20 protein-coding genes are annotated in these 24,394 nt (G+C 60.6%); 13 read left to right on the forward strand and 7 right to left on the reverse strand.

Translation table 11 applies throughout. From position 1 onward, the window contains the following. Positions 1-209: 209 nt before the first annotated feature. The 7 genes from HU754_RS06750 to HU754_RS06780 form a co-directional block, all read right to left on the reverse strand. Positions 210-1,634 (reverse strand): gamma-aminobutyraldehyde dehydrogenase, encoded by a 1,425-nt coding sequence (locus HU754_RS06750; RefSeq protein WP_186621981.1) that lies wholly within the window; start codon positions 1,632-1,634, stop codon positions 210-212. 167 nt (positions 1,635-1,801) lie between these two features. Next, on the reverse strand, positions 1,802-2,626 hold the full coding sequence (locus HU754_RS06755; RefSeq protein ID WP_186621983.1) for an ABC transporter permease: 825 nt from the start codon (positions 2,624-2,626) through the stop codon (positions 1,802-1,804). Continuing rightward, positions 2,616-3,536 (reverse strand): ABC transporter permease, encoded by a 921-nt coding sequence (locus HU754_RS06760; RefSeq protein ID WP_007908947.1) that lies wholly within the window; start codon positions 3,534-3,536, stop codon positions 2,616-2,618. Before HU754_RS06760 ends, HU754_RS06755 begins: the two co-directional genes overlap by 11 nt. Before the next feature lie 16 nt (positions 3,537-3,552). Beyond that, complete coding sequence (locus tag HU754_RS06765; protein ID WP_186621986.1) at positions 3,553-4,590, reverse strand: ABC transporter ATP-binding protein; 1,038 nt, start codon at positions 4,588-4,590, stop codon at positions 3,553-3,555. A 266-nt stretch (positions 4,591-4,856) separates the two neighbouring features. After that, complete coding sequence (gene ydcS / locus HU754_RS06770; RefSeq protein ID WP_186621988.1) at positions 4,857-6,008, reverse strand: putative ABC transporter substrate-binding protein YdcS; 1,152 nt, start codon at positions 6,006-6,008, stop codon at positions 4,857-4,859. A gap of 83 nt (positions 6,009-6,091) precedes the next feature. After that, a complete protein-coding gene (locus HU754_RS06775; protein WP_095050362.1) occupies positions 6,092-7,549 on the reverse strand; it encodes a gamma-aminobutyraldehyde dehydrogenase in 1,458 nt (485 codons plus the stop codon). Positions 7,550-7,681: 132 nt separating this feature from the next. Continuing rightward, positions 7,682-8,596, reverse strand: a complete 915-nt coding sequence (locus HU754_RS06780) for a LysR family transcriptional regulator (protein ID WP_093436738.1) — start codon at positions 8,594-8,596, stop codon at positions 7,682-7,684. A gap of 177 nt (positions 8,597-8,773) precedes the next feature. Here HU754_RS06780 and HU754_RS06785 point away from each other — a divergent pair, with 177 nt between their 5' ends. The 13 genes from HU754_RS06785 (at position 8,774) to HU754_RS06845 (ending at position 24,307) form a co-directional block, all read left to right on the forward strand. After that, positions 8,774-9,496 (forward strand): tellurite resistance TerB family protein, encoded by a 723-nt coding sequence (locus tag HU754_RS06785; RefSeq protein WP_186621990.1) that lies wholly within the window; start codon positions 8,774-8,776, stop codon positions 9,494-9,496. Between the two features lie 369 nt (positions 9,497-9,865). Next, positions 9,866-11,488: a methyl-accepting chemotaxis protein gene (locus tag HU754_RS06790; protein ID WP_186621992.1), complete on the forward strand. Its 1,623-nt coding sequence runs from the start codon at positions 9,866-9,868 to the stop codon at positions 11,486-11,488. Beyond that, positions 11,488-12,024 carry a chemotaxis protein CheW gene (locus HU754_RS06795; RefSeq protein WP_116254587.1) on the forward strand — a complete coding sequence of 179 codons (537 nt, stop codon included), beginning with the start codon at positions 11,488-11,490 and terminating at the stop codon, positions 12,022-12,024. The genes HU754_RS06790 and HU754_RS06795 overlap by 1 nt, the downstream gene beginning before the upstream one ends. Further along, entirely contained in the window at positions 12,021-13,292 is a 1,272-nt protein-coding gene (locus HU754_RS06800; RefSeq protein WP_186621994.1) for a CheR family methyltransferase, read from the forward strand. The genes HU754_RS06795 and HU754_RS06800 overlap by 4 nt, the downstream gene beginning before the upstream one ends. Continuing rightward, complete coding sequence (locus HU754_RS06805) at positions 13,289-13,972, forward strand: chemotaxis protein CheW (RefSeq protein ID WP_093436721.1); 684 nt, start codon at positions 13,289-13,291, stop codon at positions 13,970-13,972. Before HU754_RS06800 ends, HU754_RS06805 begins: the two co-directional genes overlap by 4 nt. Further along, entirely contained in the window at positions 13,969-16,257 is a 2,289-nt protein-coding gene (locus HU754_RS06810) for a hybrid sensor histidine kinase/response regulator (RefSeq protein ID WP_186621996.1), read from the forward strand. Before HU754_RS06805 ends, HU754_RS06810 begins: the two co-directional genes overlap by 4 nt. Continuing rightward, positions 16,254-17,264 (forward strand): chemotaxis response regulator protein-glutamate methylesterase, encoded by a 1,011-nt coding sequence (locus tag HU754_RS06815; RefSeq protein WP_186621998.1) that lies wholly within the window; start codon positions 16,254-16,256, stop codon positions 17,262-17,264. Before HU754_RS06810 ends, HU754_RS06815 begins: the two co-directional genes overlap by 4 nt. 48 nt (positions 17,265-17,312) lie before the next feature. Continuing rightward, entirely contained in the window at positions 17,313-18,314 is a 1,002-nt protein-coding gene (locus HU754_RS06820; protein ID WP_093436712.1) for a response regulator, read from the forward strand. A gap of 442 nt (positions 18,315-18,756) precedes the next feature. Next, positions 18,757-19,852, forward strand: a protein-coding gene (prfB, locus tag HU754_RS06825; RefSeq protein ID WP_099758102.1) for a peptide chain release factor 2 whose coding sequence is annotated in 2 segments (ribosomal slippage) — positions 18,757-18,828 and positions 18,830-19,852 — 1,095 coding nt in all. Because the reading frame shifts where the segments join, the coding sequence is not laid out codon by codon here. A 113-nt stretch (positions 19,853-19,965) separates the two neighbouring features. Next, entirely contained in the window at positions 19,966-21,468 is a 1,503-nt protein-coding gene (gene lysS, locus HU754_RS06830; protein ID WP_007908910.1) for a lysine--tRNA ligase, read from the forward strand. Positions 21,469-21,572: 104 nt separating this feature from the next. Further along, positions 21,573-22,286 carry a TetR/AcrR family transcriptional regulator gene (locus HU754_RS06835; RefSeq protein ID WP_034154855.1) on the forward strand — a complete coding sequence of 238 codons (714 nt, stop codon included), beginning with the start codon at positions 21,573-21,575 and terminating at the stop codon, positions 22,284-22,286. Positions 22,287-22,441: 155 nt separating this feature from the next. Then, positions 22,442-22,996 carry a hypothetical protein gene (locus tag HU754_RS06840; RefSeq protein WP_186622000.1) on the forward strand — a complete coding sequence of 185 codons (555 nt, stop codon included), beginning with the start codon at positions 22,442-22,444 and terminating at the stop codon, positions 22,994-22,996. 60 nt (positions 22,997-23,056) lie between these two features. Continuing rightward, the gene (locus tag HU754_RS06845; RefSeq protein ID WP_186622153.1) at positions 23,057-24,307 is read left to right on the forward strand and encodes a flavohemoglobin expression-modulating QEGLA motif protein; all 1,251 of its coding nucleotides are present in this window, start codon (positions 23,057-23,059) and stop codon (positions 24,305-24,307) included. The last annotated feature ends 87 nt before the right edge of the window (positions 24,308-24,394 follow it).

The raw sequence follows: 24,394 nt of genomic DNA on the forward strand, positions 1-24,394 counted from the left end.
GTGAAATCGGCAGATTTCGGATGGCCGAGGCCGTGGCGGGGCCATGCAGGCGCCGCCCGGTTCGGTAGTTATTGTTTTGGGATCCTGGTGGTGCGTAGTGCCGGTTTCCTTCCTGAAACCGGGGTGACGCCTTCGCGAGCAGGCTCGCTCCCACATTTGGAATACTTACTCCTGTGGGAGCGAGCCTGCTCGCGAAGCTTTTAAAAGGCTTAGTGCTTGAACATCACATGCCGAACCGTGGTGTAGTCCTCCAGCCCATACATCGACATGTCTTTCCCGTAACCAGACAATTTCTGACCGCCATGGGGCATTTCGCTGACAAGCATGAAGTGCGTGTTCACCCACGTGCAGCCGTACTGCAAGCGCGCCGACATGCGATGGGCGCGTCCTACATCCGCCGTCCACACGGAGGAGGCGAGGCCGTAGTCCGAATCGTTGGCCCATTCCAGCGCCTGCGCTTCATCGGTGAACTTGGTCACCGAAACCACCGGCCCAAACACTTCGCGACGGACAATTTCGTCGTCCTGCTGGGCATCTGCCAACACGGTCGGCTCAAAGAAGAAGCCGTTGCCTTCAACAGCCTTGCCACCGGTGATCAAGCGAATGTGCGATTGCGCCACAGCACGTTCGACAAACCCGGCCACACGGTCGCGATGTTGTGCGGTGATCAACGGCCCCAGTTCGGTCGACGGATCATCCTGCAAGCCATACTTGATGCTGCTGACCGCCACGCCGAGCTTCTCGACGAATTTGTCGTAAATGCCTTGCTGCGCGTAGATCCGACAGGCCGCCGTGCAATCCTGCCCGGCGTTGTAGAAACCGAAGGTGCGAATGCCTTCCACCGCCGCATCGATATCGGCGTCATCGAAGATGATTACCGGCGCTTTACCGCCCAGTTCCATGTGCATGCGTTTAACACTGTCGGCGGTGCTGGAAATGATGTTGGCGCCCGTGGCGATCGAACCGGTCAGCGAAACCATGCGCACTTTCGGGTGCGTAACCAATGGGCTGCCAACGGTAGGACCGCGACCAAACACCAGATTGAGTACACCGGCCGGGAAGATTTCCGACGCCAGTTCAGCCAGACGCAACGCGGTCAGAGGAGTTTGCTCTGACGGCTTGAGCACTACGGTATTACCGGCCGCCAGTGCCGGGGCGATTTTCCAGGCGACCATCATCAGCGGGTAGTTCCACGGCGCGATGGAGGCAATCACGCCGACCGGGTCGCGACGGATCATCGAGGTATGGCCGGGCAGGTATTCGCCAGCGGCCGAGCCGCTCATGCAACGGCTGGCGCCGGCGAAGAAACGGAACACGTCGGCAATCGCCGGGATCTCGTCGTTGAGCGCGGCGCTGTAGGGTTTGCCGCAGTTGTCGGATTCGAGTCTGGCCAGTTCTTCGCCGTGGGCTTCGATGGCGTCGGCGAGTTTGAGCAGCAGTAGCGAACGGTCTTTCGGCGCGGTTTGCGACCAGTCGGCGAACGCGTTGTCGGCAGCGCGCACGGCGGCATCGACCTGGGCTTCAGTGGCTTCGTTGATCTCCACCAGGACTTCGCCGCGCGAGGGGTTGAGCACCGGTTGTGCCGGGCCTTCGCCGTTGACCAGTTGGCCGTTGATCAAGAGTTTGGTTTGCATCGTTCTGTCCTCTTCGAATCTATTATTTTTCTGCCGAAACCGGATTAAAAACTGTGGGAGCGAGCCTGCTCGCGAAAGCGGTGTATCAGTCGACATCAATGTTGGATGTGACGGCCTCTTCGCGAGCAGGCTCGCTCCCACAGGGAGTTGTGGTGTCTGTTATGAGTTTATTTACCGCCGCTACCGGCAACGCTTTCGCCACCACGCGTCAGGTAATACGCGCCCAAAATCGGCAACATCGTCACCATCATCACCAGCATCGCGACGACGTTGGTCACCGGTACATCCCGTGGGCGGCTAAGTTGATTGAGCAGCCACAACGGCAAGGTGCGTTCATGCCCGGCGGTAAACGTGGTGACGATGATTTCGTCGAACGACAGCGCAAACGCCAACATGCCGCCGGCCAGCAACGCCGAGCCAAGGTTCGGCAGGATGATGTAGCGAAACGTCTGCCAGCCATCGGCGCCGAGGTCCATCGAGGCCTCGATCAAACTGTGCGAAGTACGGCGCAGGCGGGCGATGACGTTGTTGTAGACGATCACCACGCAGAAGGTCGCGTGGCCGACGATGATGGTGAACATCCCCGGTTCGATCCCCAGCGTCTTGAAGGTGGCCAGCAGCGCGATCCCGGTGATGATCCCCGGTAACGCGATCGGCAGGATCAGCATCAGCGAGATGCCCTGCTTGCCGAAGAAATCCCGGCGATAAAGCGCGGCTGACGCGAGCGTACCGAGCAGCATGGCAATCAACGTGGCGATGGCTGCGATCTGCAATGAAAGCTTGATCGCCTCCAGAACATCCGGCCGCGAAAACGCCACGCTGAACCAGTGCAGCGTGAAGCCCTTCGGCGGAAAGCTGAACGCGGCTTCTTCAGTGTTGAAGGCGTAAAGGAAGATGATCAGGATCGGGAAGTGCAAAAATACCAACCCGCCCCAGGCTGCGATTTTTAAGCCCAGTGAGGCCTGCCCTTGTGATGAAGAGTCAGAGCGCATCGAAAGCCCCCAATCGTTTGACAATGGACAGGTAAACCGCGATCAACACAATCGGCACCAACGTAAACGCCGCCGCCATAGGCATATTGCCAATCGCCCCTTGCTGCGCGTAGACCATGCTGCCGACAAAGTAGCCCGGTGGCCCGACCAGTTGCGGCACGATGAAATCGCCCAAGGTCAGCGAAAACGTGAAGATCGAACCGGCCGCAATGCCCGGAATCGACAGCGGCAAAATCACCTGCATAAAAGTCTGACGCGGCTTCGCACCAAGGTCAGCGGAGGCCTGTAACAGCGACGGTGGCAGACGTTCCAGCGACGCCTGAATCGGCAGAATCATGAACGGCAGCCAGATGTACACAAACACCATGAACCGCCCCAGATGCGAGGTCGACAAGGTGCTGCCACCGACGCCGGGAATCCCCAGAATGAACTGCAACACCGGCTCCAATCCAAGGTGTTGCACAAACCACTGCGCCACGCCTCCCTTGGCCAACAGCAACGTCCACGCATACGCCTTGACGATATAACTGGCCCACATCGGCATCATCACCGCGATGTAGAAAAACGCCTTGGTCTTGCCGGTGGTGTAGCGCGCCATGTAGTAGGCAATCGGGAACGCGACGATGGCGCTGGCGATCGACACAACGATGGCCATGCTTAGCGTGCGCAGGATGATGTCGAAGTTTGACGGCTGAAACAGCGCGGCGAAATTCGCCAGGGTCAGGTCAGGGGTGACCGCCATGGTGAAGTCGTCGAAGGTGTAGAAACCTTGCCACAGCAGCACCAGCAACGAGCCGAGATAAATCGCGCCAAACCACAGCAGCGGCGGCACCAGCAGCATCGACAGATACAGGTTCGGCTTGCGATAGAGCAGGTTGGAAAACCTGCGCAACGGCGGCGATGCAGTCATCGCGAGCGTGCTCATGTCACACCCCGCTCGCCACGGTGTCGTGCAGTGCAATCATCGCTTCCCGCGCCCAACGCGCGCTCAGGCGCTGGCCGGTCTGGTGCTGCGCGCTGCTGTCGACCCACTGAGTGTTGGCGTGGCTGATGCTCAGGGTCTGGCCGTTTTCCAGTTTCAATTCATAGCGCGTGGCGCTGCCCTGATATTGGATGTCGTGGAGTAGCCCGCTGACTTCGATTTCGTGGCTGGCCAATGGGCCTTCGGCAAACCGCACGTGTTCCGGGCGGATCGAAAACGGCTGCGGATGGCCGCTGATCTGGCGCGCCAGATCGCCACGAATCACATTCGAGGTGCCGACGAATTCGGCGACGAAAGTGGTGGTCGGTTTCATGTACAGATTGCGCGGCGTGTCGACCTGCTCGATGCGGCCCTTGTTGAACACGGCGACGCGATCGGACATCGACAGCGCTTCGGTTTGATCGTGGGTGACGAAGATGAAGGTGATGCCGAGCTGGCGTTGCAGCTTTTTCAGTTCGCTTTGCATTTGTTCGCGCAGTTTCAGGTCGAGCGCGCCAAGCGGCTCGTCGAGCAGCAGCACGCGCGGACGATTGACCAAGGCGCGGGCGAGGGCGACACGTTGGCGCTGACCGCCGGACAACTGCACCGGTTTGCGTGCGCCGTAACCGCCGAGGGCGACCATGTCCAAAGCTTCTTCGGCGCGTTTATGCCGTTCGGTTTTGCCGACGCCTTTGACCTTCAAACCGTAGGCGACATTGTCGAGAACGTTCATGTGCGGGAACAGCGCGTAGTCCTGAAACACCGTGTTGACGTCACGTTGATACGGCGGCAAACCGGCCGCCTCAGCGCCATGAATGCGGATCGAACCGGCGCTCGGTTGTTCGAACCCGGCGATCAGCCGCAGGCAGGTGGTTTTGCCCGAGCCGGATGGGCCGAGCATGGAAAAGAACTCGCCGTCCTCGATATCGATGGAAACCCGGTCAACGGCCTTGACCTCGCCGAACTGCCGGGAAACGTTGGTGAACTGGACTGCAAGCGTCATGGTGCGGTGCTCCGGTAAAACGGGCTTTCAAAAAGGTCGTGTGTGCGTCGAAAAGATCGCAGCCTGCGGCAGCTCCAACAGTAGGTGTGCAGGGCGCTGAGATTGCTTTTAGCTCCCTCTCCCTCCGGGAGAGGGCGGGGGGTGAGGGTGGCGGTTTCGGCCATTGCTCTGAGATCAAGAGCAAAGGCAAAAGCTACCCCCTCACCCCAACCCTCTCCCCCAGGGGGGCGAGGGGGAAAGGGAGCAGACCGCGTCGTTATTGAGAGCTAGCGGCCGCCCATGATCGCGATGTAGTCCTGGGTCCAGCGGCTGTACGGCACAAATTTGCCACCCTCGGCCTGCGGGGTTTTCCAGAAGGCGATCTTGTCGAACTGGTCGAAACCGTTGGTCTTGCAACCTTCCGCGCCAAGCAACTCACTTTCTTTGCACGCCGCAGGAACGGCCGGCAACGAACCAAACCACGCCGCCACATCACCCTGGACTTTCGGTTTCAGCGACCAGTCCATCCACTTGTACGCGCAGTTCGGGTGCTTGGCCTCGGCGTGCAACATGGTGGTGTCGGCCCAGCCCGTAGCGCCTTCTTTCGGAATGGTCGAAGCAATCGGCTGTTTCTCGTTCATCAGGCCGTTGACCTGATACGGCCAGGCGCTGGAGGCGACCACGCCTTCGTTTTTGAAGTCGCTCATCTGCACCGTGGTGTCGTGCCAGTAGCGGTGGATCAGCGGCTGCTGTGCGCGCAACAGATCAAGCACGGCTTTGTACTGATCTTCGGTCAGTTGATACGGATCCTTGATACCCAGTTCAGGCTTGGTCGACTTCAGATACAGCGCCGCATCGGCGATGTAGATCGGGCCGTCATACGCCTGCACGCGGCCCTTGTTCGGCTTGCCGTCGGGCAGATCCTGAGCGGTGAACACCACGTTCCAACTGCTCGGCGCGGTCTTGAACACGTTGGTGTTGTACATCAGCACGTTCGGTCCCCACTGGTACGGGGTGCCGTAAGTCTGCTGGTTGACCACGTACCACGGCGCATCTTTGAGGCGTGGGTCGAGGGTGTTCCAGTTCGGGATCAACGCGGTGTTGATCGGTTGCACACGCTTGCCGACGATCAACCGCAGTGAGGCATCGCCTGACGCGGTGACCAGGTCGTAACCGCCCTTGGCCATCAGGCTGACCATTTCGTCCGAGGTAGCGGCGGTTTTCACATTGACCTTGCAGCCGGTTTCTTTCTCGAAACCGGTCACCCAGTCATAGGCCTTGTCGCTCTCACCACGTTCGATGTAACCCGGCCACGCAACGATATCCAGCTGACCTTCGCCAGCACCGACAGCCTTTAACGGCTCGGCCGCTTGCAGGCTGGCGCTGGCCAGCAGGGCCGTGGTGATTGCACTGAGCAGTGCGGTCTTGTGCACGAACATGGTTGAACCCTCTTCTTTAAATTATGGTCGGGGCAGTTGTGAACGCGGTGAAGCATGCCGTTGGCGGCTTGTTATTAGCGTAGTCAGAGATGCTGGCCGTGGCGGGCCATGATGTGCCGCACCACGCTGTAGTCCTGCAGCGAATCACTGGATAAGTCTTTGCCGTAACCGGAGCGTTTCAGCCCACCGTGGGGCATTTCGCTGACCAGCATGAAATGGCTGTTGATCCAGGTGCAGCCGTACTGCAAGCGCGCGGCAACCTGCATGGCCTTGTCGAGATTCTGCGTCCACACCGACGAGGCGAGGCCGTATTCGGAGTCGTTGGCCCAGTCGACGGCTTGCGCGAGCTCGTCGAAACGGGTCACCGTGACCACCGGGCCGAACACTTCGCGCTGGACGATTTCGTCGCTCTGTTTGCAACCGGCGAGCAACGTCGGTTGATAGTAGAAACCGGCACCGGAGTGCACCGCCGCGCCGGTCACGCGCTCGATGTGCGGCTGGCCGAGGGCGCGCTCGACGAAACTGGCGACGCGGTCGCGCTGACGGGTGCTGATCAGCGGGCCGATCTCATTATCGGCATCACGTTTGCCGGCGAAGCGCAGGCTGCTGACGGCGGCGCCGAGTTCGGCGACCAATTTGTCGTGAATCCCGGCCTGCGCGTAGATCCGGCAGGCAGCGGTGCAGTCCTGCCCGGCGTTGTAGTAACCGTAAGTGCGCACGCCGTCGACCACGGCCTGAATGTCAGCGTCGTTGCAGACGATCACCGGGGCTTTGCCGCCGAGTTCGAGGTGCGTGCGTTTCAGGGTTTTCGCGGCGGCCTGGAGGATTTTCTGCCCGGTAACGATATCGCCGGTCAGCGACACCATGCGCACTTTAGCGTGGCCGACCAAATGGCTGCCAACGCCTTCGCCGCCACCGCAGATGATGTTGATGACCCCGCGCGGGAGGATTTCGGCCAGCGCTGGCGCCAGAGCGAGGATCGACAGCGGCGTGTGTTCGGACGGTTTGAACACCAGCGTGTTACCGGCGGCGAGGGCCGGGGCGATTTTCCACGCGGCCATCATGATCGGGTAATTCCACGGCGCAATCGAGGCGACCACGCCAATCGGGTCGCGACGGACCATGCTGGTGTAGCCCGGCAGGTATTCGCCGCTGAGCTGCCCGGTCTGGCAACGCACGGCGCCAGCGAAGAAGCGGAACACATCGACGGTCGCGGTCAAATCGTCCTGACGCGCCAGGTGCAACGGCTTGCCGCAGTTCAGCGATTCGAGGCGGGCGAGGTGGTCGGCGTGTTTTTCCACGGCGTTGGCGATCTCGAGCAACAGGTTCGAACGTTGCTGCGGCGTGGTGCGCGACCACTCGGCAAAGGCGCGGTGGGCGGCGAGGATGGCGGCTTCGACTTGCTCGGTGCTGGCCTCGGCGATGTGCGTGAGGATTTCGCCGGTGGCCGGATTGAGAATCGGCTCGACAAAACCTTCCCCGGCGACCAGTTCGCCATCGATCAACAACGCGGTACACATCGGGGTCTGCGCGCCAGCCATTTTCCGCGATCTCTTTTCTTGTGTGGCCATTGTTGCTCCCTGAAACCCGGGAGCCGGCCGTCTTATAGATGCAGCAAGACTAGTGCGCGGCTCCGAGGTCGACAAATACTAAATACTGAAGGCAGCATTCGATTAAATAGATGGCTTGCGCCCGCCGTGGGGTTGCTCGCGTGCGACAGTCAGGAATGGGTCGACCAATGTGGGACGCGCGGTGCCACGGCGCCAGGCCAGGCCGACGTCCAAGGTCTGATTGAGGTCGGCGATCGGACGCGCTTCGATGATGTCGCCCTCCAGCGACCATGGGCGATAAGTCATGTCCGGCTGGATCGACACGCCCAATCCGGCGGCGACCAGACTTCGCACGGCCTCGGTGGACGCGGTTCTCAGAGTGATTTTCGGTTGCAGCCCGGAACCGCGCCAAAAACGCTGGGCGTTGCGATCCATTTCATCGACGTTAAGTTGAATCAACGGTTCGCGGGCGACGTCGGCGAGGTTGATGCTGTCGTGCTCCAGCAGTGGATGCTGGGCCGGAAGCCACAAACGGTGCGGTGAGTGAGTCAGTACTTCAGTCTGCAAAGCGTGGCGATCTTCGAGGTTGGAGAGGATCAATACGCCGACATCGATCTCGCCACTGACCAGCAAATGCTCGATGTAGGGCCGTTCGTCTTCCATCACGCGGATTTCGACGTTGGGGTAGGCGCGCTGAAAACGGGTGAGCAGATCCGCCAGGTAATAACCGGCGACCAGACTGGTTACGCCGACGATCAACTGCCCGGCAACCTGATCGGTACTCTGTTGCAGGCTGCGTTTGGCGTTGTCCACGGTCGCCAGAATCAGGTGCGCCTGGCGTAGGAATTGATGACCTTGGTGTGTCAGCGTCATGCCCTTGGCGTGGCGGCTGAACAGGCTGACGCCGATTTCCTCCTCCAGTTGCTGGATCGCCAAGGTCAGGGTCGATTGGGATATGAACGCGGTTTGCGCGGCGGCGGAGATCGAGCCGGTCTCGGCCACGGCGATGAAGTGACGAATCTGACGCAGGGTCATCATGACAAGGGCTACCCAGTGGGCGGTTTTTATAGATTGGCCTGAGTGTATATCTATTTTCACGAAGGGCTCCTGCAGGGCGAGCAACATCTGGAAGCACACTCGCAGGTCGGACAGGGGCACTTTCGAACTAGGCTGAGGGCCTTATAGATCCGGATAACCCCTGTTTGGAGGCGGAACATGAACACCCGTGGATTGCTCGATCAACTGCTCAAGTCCGGCCAGGATCTATTGCAGAACAAGGCTGGCGGAACGCAGAACAAACCGGCTGCCGGTGGCTTGGGCGGTTTGCTCGGCGGCGCATCAGGCTCTGGTGGACTCGGCAGTCTGCTGTCAGGTGCAGGTGGCGGTGCATTGGCCGCAGGTGCGATGGGCCTGCTGCTCGGTAACAAGAAAGTGCGCAAGGTAGGCGGCAAAGTTGCGATCTACGGCGGCCTCGCGGCGCTGGGTGTGTTGGCCTACAAGGCTTACGGCAACTACAACGCCCAGAAAGGCACCGCTCCACAAAGCGAACCGCAGACCCTCGATCGCTTGCCACCTGCGCAAGCCGAGCAACACAGTCAGGCCATTCTCAAAGCACTGGTGGCCGCCGCCAAGGCTGACGGCCATATCGATGACCGTGAACGCCAACTGATCGAAGGCGAATTCACCAAACTCGACAACGATCAGGAACTGCAACACTGGCTACACGCCGAGCTCAACAAACCCCTCGACCCGACCGACGTCGCCCGGGCCGCGAGCACGCCGGAGATGGCGGCAGAAATGTACATCGCCAGTGTGATGCTGGTGGATGAGGAAAGCTTTATGGAGAAGAGCTATCTGGATGAACTGGCGCGACAGTTGAAGCTGGAGCCGGGGTTGAAGGTGGAGCTGGAGAAGCAGGTGCGACTGGCCTCTGTGTAGAGACGGCGTGCTTTAACAATCGCAACCCCCTGTGGGAGCGAGCCTGCTCGCGAAAGCACCGGGTCAGACGACATCGATGTTGACCGTTCCGGCCTCTTCGCGAGCAGGCTCGCTCCCACAGGTTATTCCGGCGTGCACGGAGCTTGCTCGCGAAGGCATTTTCCGCCGCACAGCGGCGGCAATGGCCGATCTATCGCCCCTTTTTGCCATTACCCCACTGGTACGGCCACTCGCAATTGTCGGACAGTCCCACCCCAGAGCCTTCCCGCTAACCCCGCCGGACAGGCCCGAGGGTTACAAAGCGTCTTATAAATGAAACACCGCCCTCGGCTATACTCCCCGCATTTCGACTAGGCACGAGGAATCACTGTGAAGAACTGGACGTTGCGCCAACGCATTTTGGCGAGCTTTGCGGTGATTATCGCCATCATGTTGCTGATGGTCGTCGTTTCGTATTCGCGACTGTTGAAGATCGAGGCCAGTGAAAACAGCGTGCGTGATGACGCGATTCCCGGCGTCTATTACAGCTCGATGATCCGTGGCGCGTGGGTCGACAGTTACATGCAGACGCAAGAACTGCTCGGACTCAAGGAAGGTCAGGGGATTTCCAGCGAGGACGCAGCGGACTACAAGGCGTTCGAGGCGCGTTTGCAGGAGCAGATGGGGAACTATCGCAAGACCATGGCAACCGAGGAGGATCGTGTCGAGTTTACCGCGTTCGAGAAGTACCACGACGCCTACCTCCAGATTCAGGATGCCGTGCTGGACCTGCACAAGCGCAACCTGGAAGCGGACGCGGTCAGGATGTTCCACGAAAAGCTCACACCAGCCTGGTACTCCGGGCGCATGAAGCTCAACGACATCATCGGCGAGAACAAGAGAGTCGCCGATCAGGCCATGAACAACATCGACGAGGCGGTGGCCGCGGCCAAGGTCAGCATGTTCGTCTCGCTGCTGGTGGCTGTGCTGGCGGCCGGTGCCTGCGGCTTGCTGTTGATGCGCGCGATCATGGCGCCGATGAACCGCATTGTGCAGATTCTCGAAACCATGCGCACCGGCGACCTCAGTTCGCGGCTCAACCTCGACCGCAAGGACGAGTTCGGCGCCGTCGAAACCGGCTTCAACGACATGATGACCGAACTGACCTCGCTGGTGTCGCAGGCCCAGCGCTCTTCGGTGCAGGTCACCACTTCGGTGACCGAAATCGCTGCCACCTCCAAGCAACAACAAGCCACCGCCACCGAAACCGCCGCGACCACCACCGAAATCGGCGCGACGTCCCGCGAGATTGCCGCTACCTCGCGCGATCTGGTACGCACCATGACCGAAGTGTCCACCGCCGCCGATCAGGCCTCGGTGCTGGCCGGCTCCGGCCAGCAAGGCCTGGCGCGCATGGAAGACACCATGCACTCGGTGATGGGGGCGGCCGATCTGGTCAACGCCAAACTGGCGATCCTCAATGAGAAGGCCGGCAACATCAATCAGGTGGTGGTGACTATCGTCAAGGTTGCCGACCAGACCAACCTGTTGTCGCTCAACGCAGCGATTGAAGCCGAAAAGGCCGGTGAATACGGTCGCGGTTTTGCCGTGGTTGCCACCGAAGTGCGGCGTCTGGCGGATCAGACCGCTGTCGCCACTTACGACATCGAGCAAATGGTCCGTGAGATCCAGTCGGCGGTATCGGCGGGTGTCATGGGCATGGACAAATTCTCCGAAGAAGTGCGCCGTGGCATGTCCGAAGTGCAGCAGGTCGGCGAGCAGTTGTCGCAGATCATCCATCAAGTGCAGGCGCTGGCGCCGCGGGTGTTGATGGTCAACGAAGGCATGCAGGCCCAGGCCACCGGCGCCGAGCAGATCAACCATGCGCTGGTGCAGTTGGGCGACGCCAGCAGCCAGACCGTCGAGTCGTTGCGTCAGGCCAGTTTCGCCATCGACGAACTGAGCCAGGTAGCCGTCGGGCTGCGCAGCGGCGTTTCGCGATTCAAAGTCTGATGAGCGAAATCCTCGCCAAACGCAGCGCCGCGCAGGTGGCGAAGCCGGCGTTATTCCTGCTGTTTCGCATCGGCAGCGAGCGCTACGCCTTGCGCGCCACTGAAGTGGCGGAAGTGCTGCCGCGCCTGCCGCTCAAGCCAATTGCCCGGGCGCCGCAGTGGGTCGCCGGGGTGTTTGCCTATCGCGGTGCGGTGGTGCCGGTGATCGACCTCAGTGCGCTGACCTTCGGCCATCCCGCCGAGGCGCGCACCAGCACCCGTCTGGTATTGGTCAATTATCGGCCGGATGAAGCGCAACCCGCGCAATGGCTCGGGCTGATTCTCGAACAGGCCACCGACACCTTGCGTTGCCATCCGCAAGAGTTTCAGCCTTACGGCCTCGACAACCGCGCGGCGCCGTACCTCGGCCCGGTGCGTGAAGATGCCCAGGGATTGGTGCAATGGGTACGGGTCAATGACTTGCTCGATGACGCCGTGCGTACTTTGCTGTTCCCCGATCCGCCGCTGAGTCCGGCGCAGCTTGAGGCGCAGTCATGAGCAGTGATCAGCGCTTTTTCGACTTTCTCAAGGAGCGCATCGGCCTCGATGTGACCTCGGTTGGCCCGGCGATCATCGAGCGCGCTGTGCGCCAGCGCACGACACTCTCGCAAGCGGCGCATGCCGATGAGTATTGGCAATTGCTGCAAGGCTCGCGAGACGAGCAACAGGCGCTGATCGAAGCGGTGATCGTCCCCGAGACGTGGTTTTTCCGTTATCCAGAGTCCTTTGCCACGCTGGGCAAACTGGCGCGCAATCGCCTCGCTGAACTGAACAACATGCGCGCACTGCGCATCCTCAGCCTGCCGTGTTCCACCGGCGAAGAGCCTTATTCGATTGCCATGGCCTTGATCGATGCCGGGCTCAAACCGCATCAGTTCAAGGTCGATGGCATGGACGTGAGCCCGCTGTCGGTGGAGAAGGCGCGGCGTGCGCTATACGGCAAGAATTCGTTTCGCGGCCAGGATCTGGACTTTCGCGAACGGCACTTCACGCCTGAGCAGGACGGCCATCGGGTCAATGACTATGTGCGTGAGCAAGTGCGTTTGCAGGTCGGCAATGTGCTCGATCCGACGCTGCTGACCAGCGAGCCAGCGTTCGATTTCGTGTTCTGCCGCAACCTGCTGATCTATTTCGACCAGCCGACGCAGAAGCAGGTGTTCGAGGTGCTCAAGCGCCTGACCCATTTCGATGGCGTGCTGTTTATCGGCCCGGCCGAGGGCAGTTTGCTTGGGCGCTTGGGCATGCGTTCGATCGGTATCCCGCAATCCTTCGCGTTCAGCCGCCACAACGATCCGCACCCCGAGCCGTTGCCAACGCCCAAGCCCATCGTGGTGCCGGTCAGCCAACCGCCTCGCAGCACGCAGCCAGCACCCGTGCGCACTCGACCGTTTGCCGCCGTAACGCCACTGCCGACCGCCAGCAAAAGTGCCAACCCGGATGCGGCGACCCTGCTGGCCAATATCGCCGCGCTGGCCAACGAAGGCAAAAGCGCTGAAGCCCGGGCGGCCTGCGAACAGTATCTGCGCAGCCATGAACCGGTGGCTCAGGTGTTTTACTGGCTCGGTCTGCTCAGCGACGTCGCCGGCCTGACCCTCGAAGCTCAGGGCTTCTACCGCAAGGCGTTGTACCTCGAACCGCAACACCCTGAAGCGTTGATGCACCTGGCCGCGTTGTTGCAGGCTCAGGGCGATACAGCGGGTGCCAGACGATTGCAGGAGCGTGCTGCCCGCAGCGGCCGCACCGCCGACAGTGAGCGTAAACGATGATCCCGTCCGACACCTTGAACGTCACCCACGAAGACGCCCGGGCCATCGACGATTGCTGGAACCGCATCGGCATTCATGGCGACAAGTCCTGTCCGCTGCTCGAAGACCACATTCATTGCCGCAATTGTTCGGTGTATTCCGCCGCCGCCACGCGCCTGCTCGACCGTTATGCGTTGCAACAGGACGAACGCGACCCGGTGGCGATCGCTGTCGAAAGCGATGTGAAAACCCGCTCGCTACTGATGTTCCGGCTCGGTGAAGAATGGCTGGGGCTGGCGACGCGCAGTCTCGTCGAAGTCGCGCCACTGCAGGCGATTCATTCATTGCCGCACCAGCGCTCACGGGCATTGCTCGGTGTGGCCAATGTGCGTGGTGCGCTGGTGGCCTGCCTGTCGCTGGTTGAATTGCTCGATCTGGATGGCAACGCCGCGCCAGCCACCGGCGCGCGCATCATGCCGCGCATGCTGATCATCGCCGCCCGTGGCGGGCCGGTGGTGGTGCCGGTGGATGAGGTCGACGGTATTCATGCCATCGACGAGCGCATTCTTGATGCTGCCTCGCAATCCGGCGCGCAAGCCAGTGCCAAATACACCCGTGGTGTTCTGCAGTATCGCGGTCGCAGCCTGCGTTGGCTGGATGAAGAACAGCTGCTGTCCGCCGTGACCCGGAGCCTCACATGACCCCCGAGCAAATGCGCGACGCCTCGCTGCTTGAGCTGTTCAGCCTCGAAGCCGAAGCCCAGACCCAAGTGCTCAGCGCCGGATTGCTGGCCCTGGAGCGCAACCCGACCCAGGCCGATCAACTGGAATCGTGCATGCGCGCGGCGCATTCGCTCAAAGGCGCGGCGCGAATTGTTGGCATCGACAGCGGCGTCAGCGTCGCCCATGTCATGGAAGATTGCCTGGTCAGCGCCCAGGAGGGGCGCTTGTTGCTGCGGCCCGAACACATCGATGCGCTGTTGCAGGGCACCGATTTGCTGATGCGCATCGCCACACCGACCAATGCGCCGCAGCCGAGCGATATTGAAACTTATGTGGCGTTGATGGCGGGTTTGCTCGATCCGTCGACGCCGCCGACAGCGTTCGTTGCGCCGCCGATGGCCGAGTTGCAACTTCAAGCGCCGCCCGTATTTGAACTGACGCCAGCGCCGATCATCGAAGCCCCAGTCGAAACCTCTGAGCCGGCGCCACGCAAAAGCAAACGCACCACCGAAGGTGGCGAACGGGTGCTGCGGGTCACCGCTGAACGCCTGAACAGTTTGCTCGATCTGTCGAGCAAGTCGCTGGTGGAAACCCAGCGCCTCAAACCGCATCTGGCGACCATGCAGCGCCTCAAACGCATGCAGAACAACGGCTTGCGTGCGCTGGAAAATCTCAACGTGCACCTCAAGGAACACGCGCTGAGCCTTGAAGCGCTGGAAGCCTTGGAGGACGCGCGCCGTTTGCTCGCCGAATCCCAGCAATTGCTGAGCGAGAAAAACGCCGAACTCGACGAGTTCGCCTGGCAGGCCAGCCAGCGCGCACAAGTGCTCTACGACACGGCGTTGGCCTGCCGCATGCGACCCTTTGCGGACGTGCTGACCGGTCAGGTGCGCATGGTCCGCGATCTGGGCCGCAGCCTCGGCAAGCAGGTACGGCTGGAGATCGAAGGCGAGAAAACCCAGGTCGATCGCGATGTGCTGGAAAAACTCGAAGCACCGCTGACGCATTTGCTGCGCAATGCGGTCGATCACGGCATCGAAACCCCGGAACAACGGCTGCTCAAGGGCAAACCGGAAGAAGGCTTGATCCGCCTGCGCGCCTCGCATCAGGCCGGTCTGCTAGTGCTGGAGTTGAGCGATGACGGCAATGGCGTCGACCTGGAGAAGGTCCGCAGCAGTATTGTCGAGCGGCAGTTATCTCCAGCCGAAACCGCTGCGCAACTGAGCGAAGAAGAACTGCTGACGTTCCTGTTCCTGCCCGGTTTCAGCTTGCGCGACACGGTCACCGAAGTGTCTGGACGGGGTGTTGGCCTCGATGCCGTTCAGCACATGGTTCGCCAGTTGCGCGGGGCCGTGGTGCTGGAGCAAACGGCGGGAGAGGGCAGTCGCTTTCATCTGGAAGTACCGCTGACCTTGTCGGTGGTGCGCAGTCTGGTGGTGGAAGTTGGCGAAGAGGCCTACGCCTTCCCGCTGGCGCACATCGAACGCATGTGCGATCTGGCGCCGGAGGACATCGTGCAGGTCGAAGGCCGTCAGCATTTCTGGCACGAAGGCCAGCACGTCGGGCTGGTTGCGGCCAGCCAGTTGCTCAACCGCCCGGCCAGCCAGAACAGTGGCGAATCCCTTAAAGTTGTGGTGATCCGTGAGCGCGATGCGGTTTACGGGGTTGCCGTGGAGCGCTTTATTGGCGAACGCACGCTGGTGGTCTTGCCGCTCGATGAGCGTCTGGGCAAAGTGCAGGACATCTCCGCCGGCGCCTTGCTTGATGACGGCTCGGTGGTGCTGATCGTCGACGTCGAAGACATGCTGCGCTCGGTGGACAAACTGCTCAATACCGGGCGCCTTGAGCGCATCGCGCGTCACGGCAATCAAGCTGCCGAGGCGGCGCGCAAGCGGGTGCTGGTGGTCGACGACTCGCTGACCGTGCGCGAGCTGCAACGCAAACTGCTGCTCAATCGCGGCTACGATGTCGCCGTGGCGGTGGACGGCATGGACGGCTGGAACGCGTTGCGTTCGGAGGACTTCGATTTGCTGATCACCGACATCGACATGCCGCGCATGGACGGCATCGAGCTGGTCACGCTGCTGCGCCGCGACAACCGTCTGCAATCGCTGCCGGTGATGGTTGTGTCATACAAGGATCGGGAAGAGGACCGCCGCCGTGGCCTCGATGCCGGCGCCGACTATTATTTAGCCAAAGCCAGTTTTCATGACGACGCCCTGCTCGACGCAGTGGTCGAGCTTATTGGAGGAGCGCGGGCATGAAGATCGCCATCGTCAACGACATGCCCATGGCGGTGGAGGCCCTGCGCCGGGCGCTGGCCTTCGAGCCGGCGCATCAGGTGGTCTGGGTCGCCCGCAACGGCGCCGAGGCAGTGCAGCGGTGCGCTGAAAATACTCCGGATCTGATCCTGATGGATCTGATCATGCCGGTGATGGACGGTGTCGAAGCCACGCGCCGGATCATGGCCGAAACCCCGTGCGCGATCGTCATTGTGACGGTCGATCGCCAGCAGAACGTGCACCGGGTCTTCGAAGCCATGGGCCTCGGCGCGCTGGACGTGGTCGATACCCCGGCGCTCGGCGCCGGCAATGCCCAGGAAGCGGCGGCGCCGTTGCTGCGCAAGATCCTCAATATCGGCTGGCTGATCGGCGAGAAACCCACGCGCTCGCGGCCGACGCCGACGGCCCAGCGCAGTTCTGCGTCGTGTCAGCGACTGGTGGCGATCGGCTCATCTGCAGGCGGGCCGGCGGCGCTGGAGGTGCTGCTCAAAGGCTTGCCCAAGGATTTCTCGGCGGCGATTGTGCTAGTGCAGCATGTCGATCAGGTCTTTGCTGCCGGCATGGCCGAATGGCTGGCCAGCGCCAGTGGCCTCGATGTGCGTCTGGCCCGTGAAGGCGAACCGCCGCAGGCCGGCGCCGTGTTGCTGGCCGGCACCAACCACCATATTCGCTTGTTGAAAAACGGCACGCTGGCCTACACCGCCGAGCCGGTCAACGAGATCTACCGCCCCTCGATCGATGTGTTTTTCGAAAGTGTCGCCAGTTATTGGAATGGCGACGCGATCGGGGTTTTATTGACCGGGATGGGACGCGACGGCGCGCAAGGGCTTAAGCTCATGCGCCAGCAGGGTTACCTGACCATCGCGCAGGATCAGCAAAGCAGTGCGGTGTACGGCATGCCCAAAGCCGCCGCGGCGATTGATGCCGCGGTTGAAATCCGTGCGCTGGAAAAGATAGCGCCACGATTGCTGGAGGTTTTTCCCAAATGAACAGGTTTATCCGCAATCCTGGCCCCCGCAGTACTCAGGTGACCGCCCATGAATGACTTACAGATCGACGACATTAAAACCGACGAAAACGCCGCCATGGTGTTGTTGGTGGACGATCAGGCGATGATCGGCGAAGCGGTGCGCCGTGGGCTGTCGAATCAAGAAAACATCGACTTCCACTTCTGCTCCGACCCGCAGCAGGCCATTGCCCAGGCGGTGCGGATCAAACCGACGGTGATTCTCCAGGACCTGGTGATGCCCGGCCTCGATGGCCTGAGCCTGGTGCGCGAATACCGCAATCACCCGGCGACCAAGGACATTCCGATCATCGTCCTGTCGACCAAGGAAGACCCGCTGATCAAGAGCGCGGCGTTCTCCGCCGGCGCCAACGATTATCTGGTGAAACTGCCGGACACCATCGAACTGGTGGCGCGCATCCGCTATCACTCGCGCTCGTACATGACCTTGCTGCAGCGGGATGCCGCGTATCGCGCGCTGCGGGTCAGCCAGCAGCAATTGCTCGACACCAATCTGGTGCTGCAACGGCTGATGAACTCCGACGGCCTGACCGGGCTGTCCAACCGCCGCCACTTCGACGAGTACCTGGAACTGGAGTGGCGCCGCTCGCTGCGGGAACAGAGTCAGTTGTCGTTGTTGATGATCGATGTCGATTACTTCAAGTCCTACAACGACAGCTTTGGCCATGTTGAAGGCGACGAAGCGCTGCGCAAGGTCGCCACGGCGATCCGCGAGGCCAGCGCCCGACCTTCGGATCTGCCGGCGCGTTATGGCGGTGAGGAGTTTGTGCTGGTGCTGCCGAACACCTCGCCGGGCGGCGCGCGGCTGGTCGCGGAGAAACTGCGCCAGACCGTGGCATCCTTGAAAATCCCGCACAACACCCCGGCGGAAGGGGCGAGCCTGACCATCAGTATTGGTCTGGCGACCATGGTGCCGCAGGCGGGTAGTGATTGTCGGTTGCTGATTTCGGCGGCGGATCGTGGCCTTTACCTGGCGAAGAACAATGGGCGTAATCAGGTCGGGATCGAGTAAACGCTGACCCTCACCCCAGCCCTCTCCCAATGGGAGAGGGGGCCGACCGGGGTGTCTGGCGCTGAACATCGACCTGATCGACCGAGTCGATTATGGATCTGTAAGCTTGGCGATTATGGATTCAGCAAAGCCCTTTCACGTCGGCGTATCTCCCGAACACCCCCCAATCAGTCCCCTCTCCCTCCGGGAGAGGGCTAGGGTGAGGGCAGGCCCATACGCCAATTTCCGCCTGAAAGCCTTGGCGATCGTGGATTCGGCAAAGCCCTTTCACGTCGGCGTACCTCCCGAATATCCCCCGATCAGTCCCCTCTACCTCTGGGAGAGGGTTAGGGTGAGGGCAAAGGCTTTAATGATCCCCGCACCCGCCAGACGGGCTGCCGTCACAGCCTGATTACGTTATACTCGCCGGCTTTCAAAAGTTCGCCAACGAGTGCTGCCCGTCATGGAAATCAACCCGATCCTGAACACCATCAAGGACCTGTCCGAGCGCTCCGAAACTATTCGGGGGTATCTTTGACTACGATCAAAAGCATGAGCGTCTGACCGAAGTCAATCGCGAGCTTGAAGATCCGAGCGTCTGGAACAAACCTGAATACGCCCAGGAACTGGGCCGCGAGCGCGCTGCGCTGGCGCAGATCGTCGATACCCTCGATGAACTGAACGGCGGTCTGGCCGATTGCCGCGACCTGCTGGACATGGCCGTCGAAGAAAACGACGAAGGCGCAGTGGGCGATGTCGTCGCCGAGCTGGCCCGTCTCGAGGAAAATCTGGCCAAGCTGGAATTCCGCCGCATGTTCAGCCATGAAATGGACCCGAACAACGCCTACCTGGACATCCAAGCCGGTTCCGGCGGCACCGAAGCCCAGGACTGGGCCAACATCCTCCTGCGCATGTACCTGCGCTGGGCGGATAAACGCGGTTTCGACGCGACCATCATGGAACTGTCGGCCGGTGAAGTCGCCGGTATCAAAGGTGCGACCGTGCACATCAAGGGCGAATACGCCTTTGGCTGGCTGCGTACCGAAATCGGCGTACACCGTCTGGTGCGCAAGAGCCCGTTCGACTCCGGCAACCGTCGTCACACCTCGTTCTCCGCGGTTTTCGTCTCGCCAGAGATCGATGACAAGGTCGAAATCGAAATCAACCCGGCAGACCTGCGGATCGACACCTATCGTTCCTCCGGTGCCGGTGGTCAGCACGTAAACACCACCGACTCGGCCGTACGTATCACTCACGTACCGACCAACACCGTGGTCAGTTGCCAGAACGAACGTTCCCAGCACGCCAACAAAGACACCGCCATGAAAATGCTGCGGGCCAAGTTGTACGAGCAGGAAATGCAGAAACGCAACGCCGCGTCGCAAGCGCTGGAAGACACCAAGTCGGACATCGGCTGGGGTCACCAGATTCGCTCGTACGTGCTCGATGCGTCGCGGATCAAGGATCTGCGCACCAACATCGAACGCAGCGACTGCGACAAGGTACTCGACGGCGATATCGACGAATACCTGGAAGCCAGCCTGAAATCCGGGCTGTAAAAGACGCATTACAGGATCGGCTGATTCAAGCCGATCCCTGTAGGAGCCAGCCTGCTGGCGATCCCCGGGCCGCAAGGCCCGGGGGCAACGAACCTGATGGAATATCTAAAGACATGAGCGACCAACAACTCGACCCGCAAGCCCTGCAACAGGAAGAAAACTCCCTGATCGCGCTGCGCAAGGAAAAGCTGGCTGCCGAGCGCGCCAAGGGCAACGCCTTCCCGAACGACTTCCGCCGCGAAAACTACTGCGAAGATCTGCAGAAGAAATACGCGGACAAGACCAAGGAAGAGCTGGCAGAGGCTGCAATCCCGGTCAAGGTTGCCGGTCGCATCATGCTCAACCGTGGCTCGTTCATGGTGATCCAGGACATGACCGGTCGCATCCAGGTCTACGTCAACCGTAAAACCCTGTCGGAAGACACCCTGGCCGCGGTGAAAACCTGGGACATGGGCGACATCATTGCCGCCGAAGGCACCCTCGCGCGTTCCGGCAAGGGCGACCTGTACGTTGAAATGACCAGCGTGCGTCTGCTGACCAAGTCGCTGCGTCCGCTGCCGGACAAGCACCACGGCCTGACCGACACCGAACAGCGCTACCGTCAGCGCTACGTTGACCTGATCGTCAACGAAGACGTGCGCCAGACCTTCCGCGTGCGTTCGCAAGTGATCGCGCACATCCGCAGCTTCCTGATGAAGCGCGACTTCCTCGAAGTCGAAACGCCGATGCTGCAGACCATTCCGGGCGGCGCTGCGGCCAAGCCGTTCGAAACCCACCACAACGCGCTGGACATGGAAATGTTCCTGCGTATCGCGCCAGAGCTGTATCTGAAGCGTCTGGTGGTCGGTGGTTTTGAAAAGGTCTTCGAGATCAACCGCAACTTCCGTAACGAAGGCGTTTCGACCCGTCACAACCCTGAATTCACCATGTTGGAGTTCTATCAGGCGTACGCCGATTACGAAGACAACATGGACCTGACCGAAGAACTGTTCCGTGAACTGGCGCAGCTGGTACTGGGCAGCACCGACGTGCCGTACGGCGACAAGGTGTTCCACTTCGGCGAGCCGTTCGTGCGCCTGTCGGTGTTCGACTCGATCCTCAAGTACAACCCTGAGCTGACCGCCGATGATCTGAACGACATCGACAAGGCGCGCGCCATCGCCAAGAAGGCCGGCGCCAAGGTGCTGGGCTTCGAAGGTCTGGGCAAACTGCAGGTGATGATTTTCGAAGAGCTGGTCGAGCACAAACTGGAACAGCCGCACTTCATCACTCAGTACCCGTTCGAAGTCTCGCCGCTGGCTCGTCGCAACGATGACAACCCGAACGTCACCGACCGTTTCGAGCTGTTCATCGGTGGCCGTGAAATCGCCAACGCCTACTCCGAGTTGAACGACGCGGAAGACCAGGCCGAGCGCTTCATGGCGCAGGTGGCCGACAAGGACGCCGGCGACGACGAAGCCATGCACTACGACGCCGACTTCGTGCGTGCGCTGGAGTACGGCATGCCGCCAACGGCCGGTGAAGGTATCGGTATCGACCGTCTGGTGATGTTGCTGACCAACTCGCCGTCGATTCGCGATGTGATCCTGTTCCCGCACATGCGACCGCAAGCGTAAACGTTTCAGTTAAAAAGCCGCCTAAAACAGGCGGCTTTTTATTGCCTGTCTGGTACAAATGTATCAATTGGTTACTTTTGAATTGCAGAGGAAGTTCTGTCGTGATGGGTGCAATAGCTCAAGAAGGTGCAGCGGGTATCGCCACTGCGGTCGCTGAAAGCGTTCAGTACCAGGGTCGCAAGGCCAGCCGACAGGGCAGTGAGCAGCGTCGCCAGGACATTCTCGACGCCGCGATGCGCATTGTCGTGCGTGACGGCGTGCGTGCCGTGCGCCACCGGGCGGTGGCGGCCGAGGCCGGAGTGCCGCTGTCGGCGACCACCTATTACTTCAAGGATATCGACGACCTGCTCACCGATACCTTCGCTCAATACGTTGAACGCAGCGCGGCGTACATGGCCAAGCTGTGGGTCAACAACGAAGGTTTGCTGCGCGAAATGGTCGTCAGTGGGGACGGCAGCCCGGAGTCGCGCTCGCAACTGGCTGATGACATCGCGCGGTTGATGGCTGACTACGTGCATCGTCAGTTGGTTAACCGTCGTGAACATTTGATGGCTGAACAGGCGTTCCGCCAGGAAGCATTGCTTAATCCGCGTCTGGCGATTCTGGTGCGTTCGCATCAGCAGATTCTGTTGCAGGGCACTTGCCAGTTGTTCCAGGTGCTGGGCTCGCGTGAACCGCAACAGGATGCCAAGGTGTTGACGGCGATTATCGGTCGGATGGAATATCAGGGCCTGCTCAACGACGCCGAGCCTTTGGCCGAAGAGGACATGCTCGGCATTCTGACGCGCTATATGCATCTGGTGCTCGCGTCGGTGTAATCCGCTGTTGCTTCACCCTGTGGGAGCGAGCCTGCTCGCGAATGCGGTCTGACATTCAACATCTCTGTTGCCTGACACACCGCTTTCGCGAGCAGGCTCGCTCCCACAGGGTAATGTGGCGATGTTCAGGGCCTTGTGTTCATAGGGAGTATTGAATGAAAGCCTGGCGTGGCGTGCTGATCGCCTTGTCGTTCCTGCTACTCAGTGGCTGTCTGGTGACTTTCAAGGAGCCGCTGACCGCCAGCAACCCGGCGCCCAAGGGCCTGCTCGGCAAGTGGTCGAGCACCAACGCCTGGGGCGAGCCGATGAACCTTGAGCTGACGCGCCTGGGCAACGACCGCTATCAGGCTGTCACGTACTTCAAGGCCAAACCCCGCGAACGCGAAGCCTATCCCTTCACTGTGTCGCGCCATGGCAACCGTTGGTATCTGTCGGCGAAAGTCCCGGCGCAGTACGGTGGCCACTTCACCATCGCCGGCTTTGAACTCACCGACAAACATGAACTGGTGGTCTACAACCTCGATCTCGAGCAGATCAACCAGGCGATCAAACAAAAAGCCCTCGACGGTCAGGCCTTCCAGACCGACGATGGCGACGGCGTGCAGGTCGACAGTAACCTCGATAAGGTCTTTGCTTACCTCGACGATCCGGCCAATTCCGACGTCTTCGTTGAAGCCGTGCGCTACCAGCGCCAGGCCCGCGCCCAATAATTCATTACGTCAGGTTTTCTACAGGAGTTTCGGGTGGACGATTACCAGCAGACGATACGCATGTTGTCCGATCGCATTGTGCTGGCGCAGACGCCGATCCGTGTGCTCGACGCCGTCAAGTGGGACGAGAACATTCGCAAGGGGTTCCTCAAGGCCAAAGGCAAGGAAATGCCGGCGGTGGATCGCGACTATTACCTCAATCGGCCGCTGAGTTTTGATTCGAGCAAGGTCAAACTGGAGTTCCAGAACATCGAGCGCGACATCACCCGCCAGCTCGGTCAGTTCAACCCGGTTGGGCAGATCATGCGGCGCATGTGCAAGGAATACCGCATGGTGGTGCGCATGCTCGAAGCGCGCGGTACCGAGGATTTTGGCCTGATATCGCAAGAACTGTATGGCGCTGCGTCTGATGCGTTCCACGCCGGTGACCCGACCCTGGCCGACCTCGGCCTGATGATGTCCGATTATCTGAATAACATCGATGGCCGTGGCGATTTGAAGGATGAACCGAAAATCCTCACCGCCAAAGACGCTGTGCACTTGCTGCAGACCCGTTTGAACAAGGTGTTCGGCGAGGCCGAAGAAACCATCCGCGTGTTCGAGTCCGACGGTATCGTTGCTGACGCGGCAGCCGGTGCGGACTACATCAAGATCCGCACCGATGCGATGTTCAACGACCGCGACGTGCGCGCGCTGGAAGTCCACGAAGGCCTGGTCCACGTCGGCACCACGCTCAACGGTTTGAACCAGCCGATCTGCACCTTCCTGTCCAAAGGCCCACCGTCGTCGACGGTGACCCAGGAAGGCCTGGCGATCCTGATGGAAATCATCACCTTCGCCTCCTACCCGAGCCGCCTGCGCAAACTGACCAACCGCACCCGCGCCATTCATATGGTCGAGGAGGGCGCGGACTTCCTGCAGGTTTTCGAATTCTTCCGTGAGCAGGGCTTCGAGACGGCGGAAAGTTACGGCAACGCCAGTCGCGTTTTCCGTGGATCGACACCGACCGGTCTGCCATTTACCAAAGACTTGTCCTACCTCAAGGGCTTTATCATGGTTTACAACTACATTCAGTTGGCCGTGCGTAAGGGCAAGCTTGAGCAGATTCCGTTGTTGTTCTGCGGCAAGACCACGCTGGAAGACATGCGTACCTTGCGTCAGTTGGTGGATGAAGGGTTGGTGGTACCGCCGAAATACCTGCCGGATCAGTTCCGCGATTTGAATGCGTTGTCGGCGTGGATGTGCTTCTCCAACTTCCTCAATCATTTGAGCCTGGACCGGATCGAAGCGGATTACTCCAATATCCTCTAGCCCACACAATAAACCCCTGTAGGAGTGAGCCTGCTCGCGATAGCGGTGTGTCAACCAACACAAATAGCGACTGACACACCGCTTTCG

This window comes from Pseudomonas zeae, from assembly GCF_014268485.2.
Taxonomy (GTDB): Bacteria; Pseudomonadota; Gammaproteobacteria; order Pseudomonadales; family Pseudomonadaceae; genus Aquipseudomonas; species Aquipseudomonas neuropathica.

Coding starts and splice junctions, on each gene's coding strand:
- HU754_RS06750 (WP_186621981.1), bottom strand. CDS start 1,634: ATGCAAACCAAACTCTTGATCAACGGCCAACTGGTCAACGGCGAAGGC.
- HU754_RS06755 (WP_186621983.1), bottom strand. CDS start 2,626: ATGCGCTCTGACTCTTCATCACAAGGGCAGGCCTCACTGGGCTTAAAA.
- HU754_RS06760 (WP_007908947.1), bottom strand. CDS start 3,536: ATGACTGCATCGCCGCCGTTGCGCAGGTTTTCCAACCTGCTCTATCGC.
- HU754_RS06765 (WP_186621986.1), bottom strand. CDS start 4,590: ATGACGCTTGCAGTCCAGTTCACCAACGTTTCCCGGCAGTTCGGCGAG.
- ydcS (WP_186621988.1), bottom strand. CDS start 6,008: ATGTTCGTGCACAAGACCGCACTGCTCAGTGCAATCACCACGGCCCTG.
- HU754_RS06775 (WP_095050362.1), bottom strand. CDS start 7,549: ATGGCTGGCGCGCAGACCCCGATGTGTACCGCGTTGTTGATCGATGGC.
- HU754_RS06780 (WP_093436738.1), bottom strand. CDS start 8,596: ATGATGACCCTGCGTCAGATTCGTCACTTCATCGCCGTGGCCGAGACC.
- HU754_RS06785 (WP_186621990.1), top strand. CDS start 8,774: ATGAACACCCGTGGATTGCTCGATCAACTGCTCAAGTCCGGCCAGGAT.
- HU754_RS06795 (WP_116254587.1), top strand. CDS start 11,488: ATGAGCGAAATCCTCGCCAAACGCAGCGCCGCGCAGGTGGCGAAGCCG.
- HU754_RS06800 (WP_186621994.1), top strand. CDS start 12,021: ATGAGCAGTGATCAGCGCTTTTTCGACTTTCTCAAGGAGCGCATCGGC.
- HU754_RS06805 (WP_093436721.1), top strand. CDS start 13,289: ATGATCCCGTCCGACACCTTGAACGTCACCCACGAAGACGCCCGGGCC.
- HU754_RS06810 (WP_186621996.1), top strand. CDS start 13,969: ATGACCCCCGAGCAAATGCGCGACGCCTCGCTGCTTGAGCTGTTCAGC.
- HU754_RS06815 (WP_186621998.1), top strand. CDS start 16,254: ATGAAGATCGCCATCGTCAACGACATGCCCATGGCGGTGGAGGCCCTG.
- HU754_RS06820 (WP_093436712.1), top strand. CDS start 17,313: ATGAATGACTTACAGATCGACGACATTAAAACCGACGAAAACGCCGCC.
- lysS (WP_007908910.1), top strand. CDS start 19,966: ATGAGCGACCAACAACTCGACCCGCAAGCCCTGCAACAGGAAGAAAAC.
- HU754_RS06835 (WP_034154855.1), top strand. CDS start 21,573: ATGGGTGCAATAGCTCAAGAAGGTGCAGCGGGTATCGCCACTGCGGTC.
- HU754_RS06840 (WP_186622000.1), top strand. CDS start 22,442: ATGAAAGCCTGGCGTGGCGTGCTGATCGCCTTGTCGTTCCTGCTACTC.
- HU754_RS06845 (WP_186622153.1), top strand. CDS start 23,057: ATGTTGTCCGATCGCATTGTGCTGGCGCAGACGCCGATCCGTGTGCTC.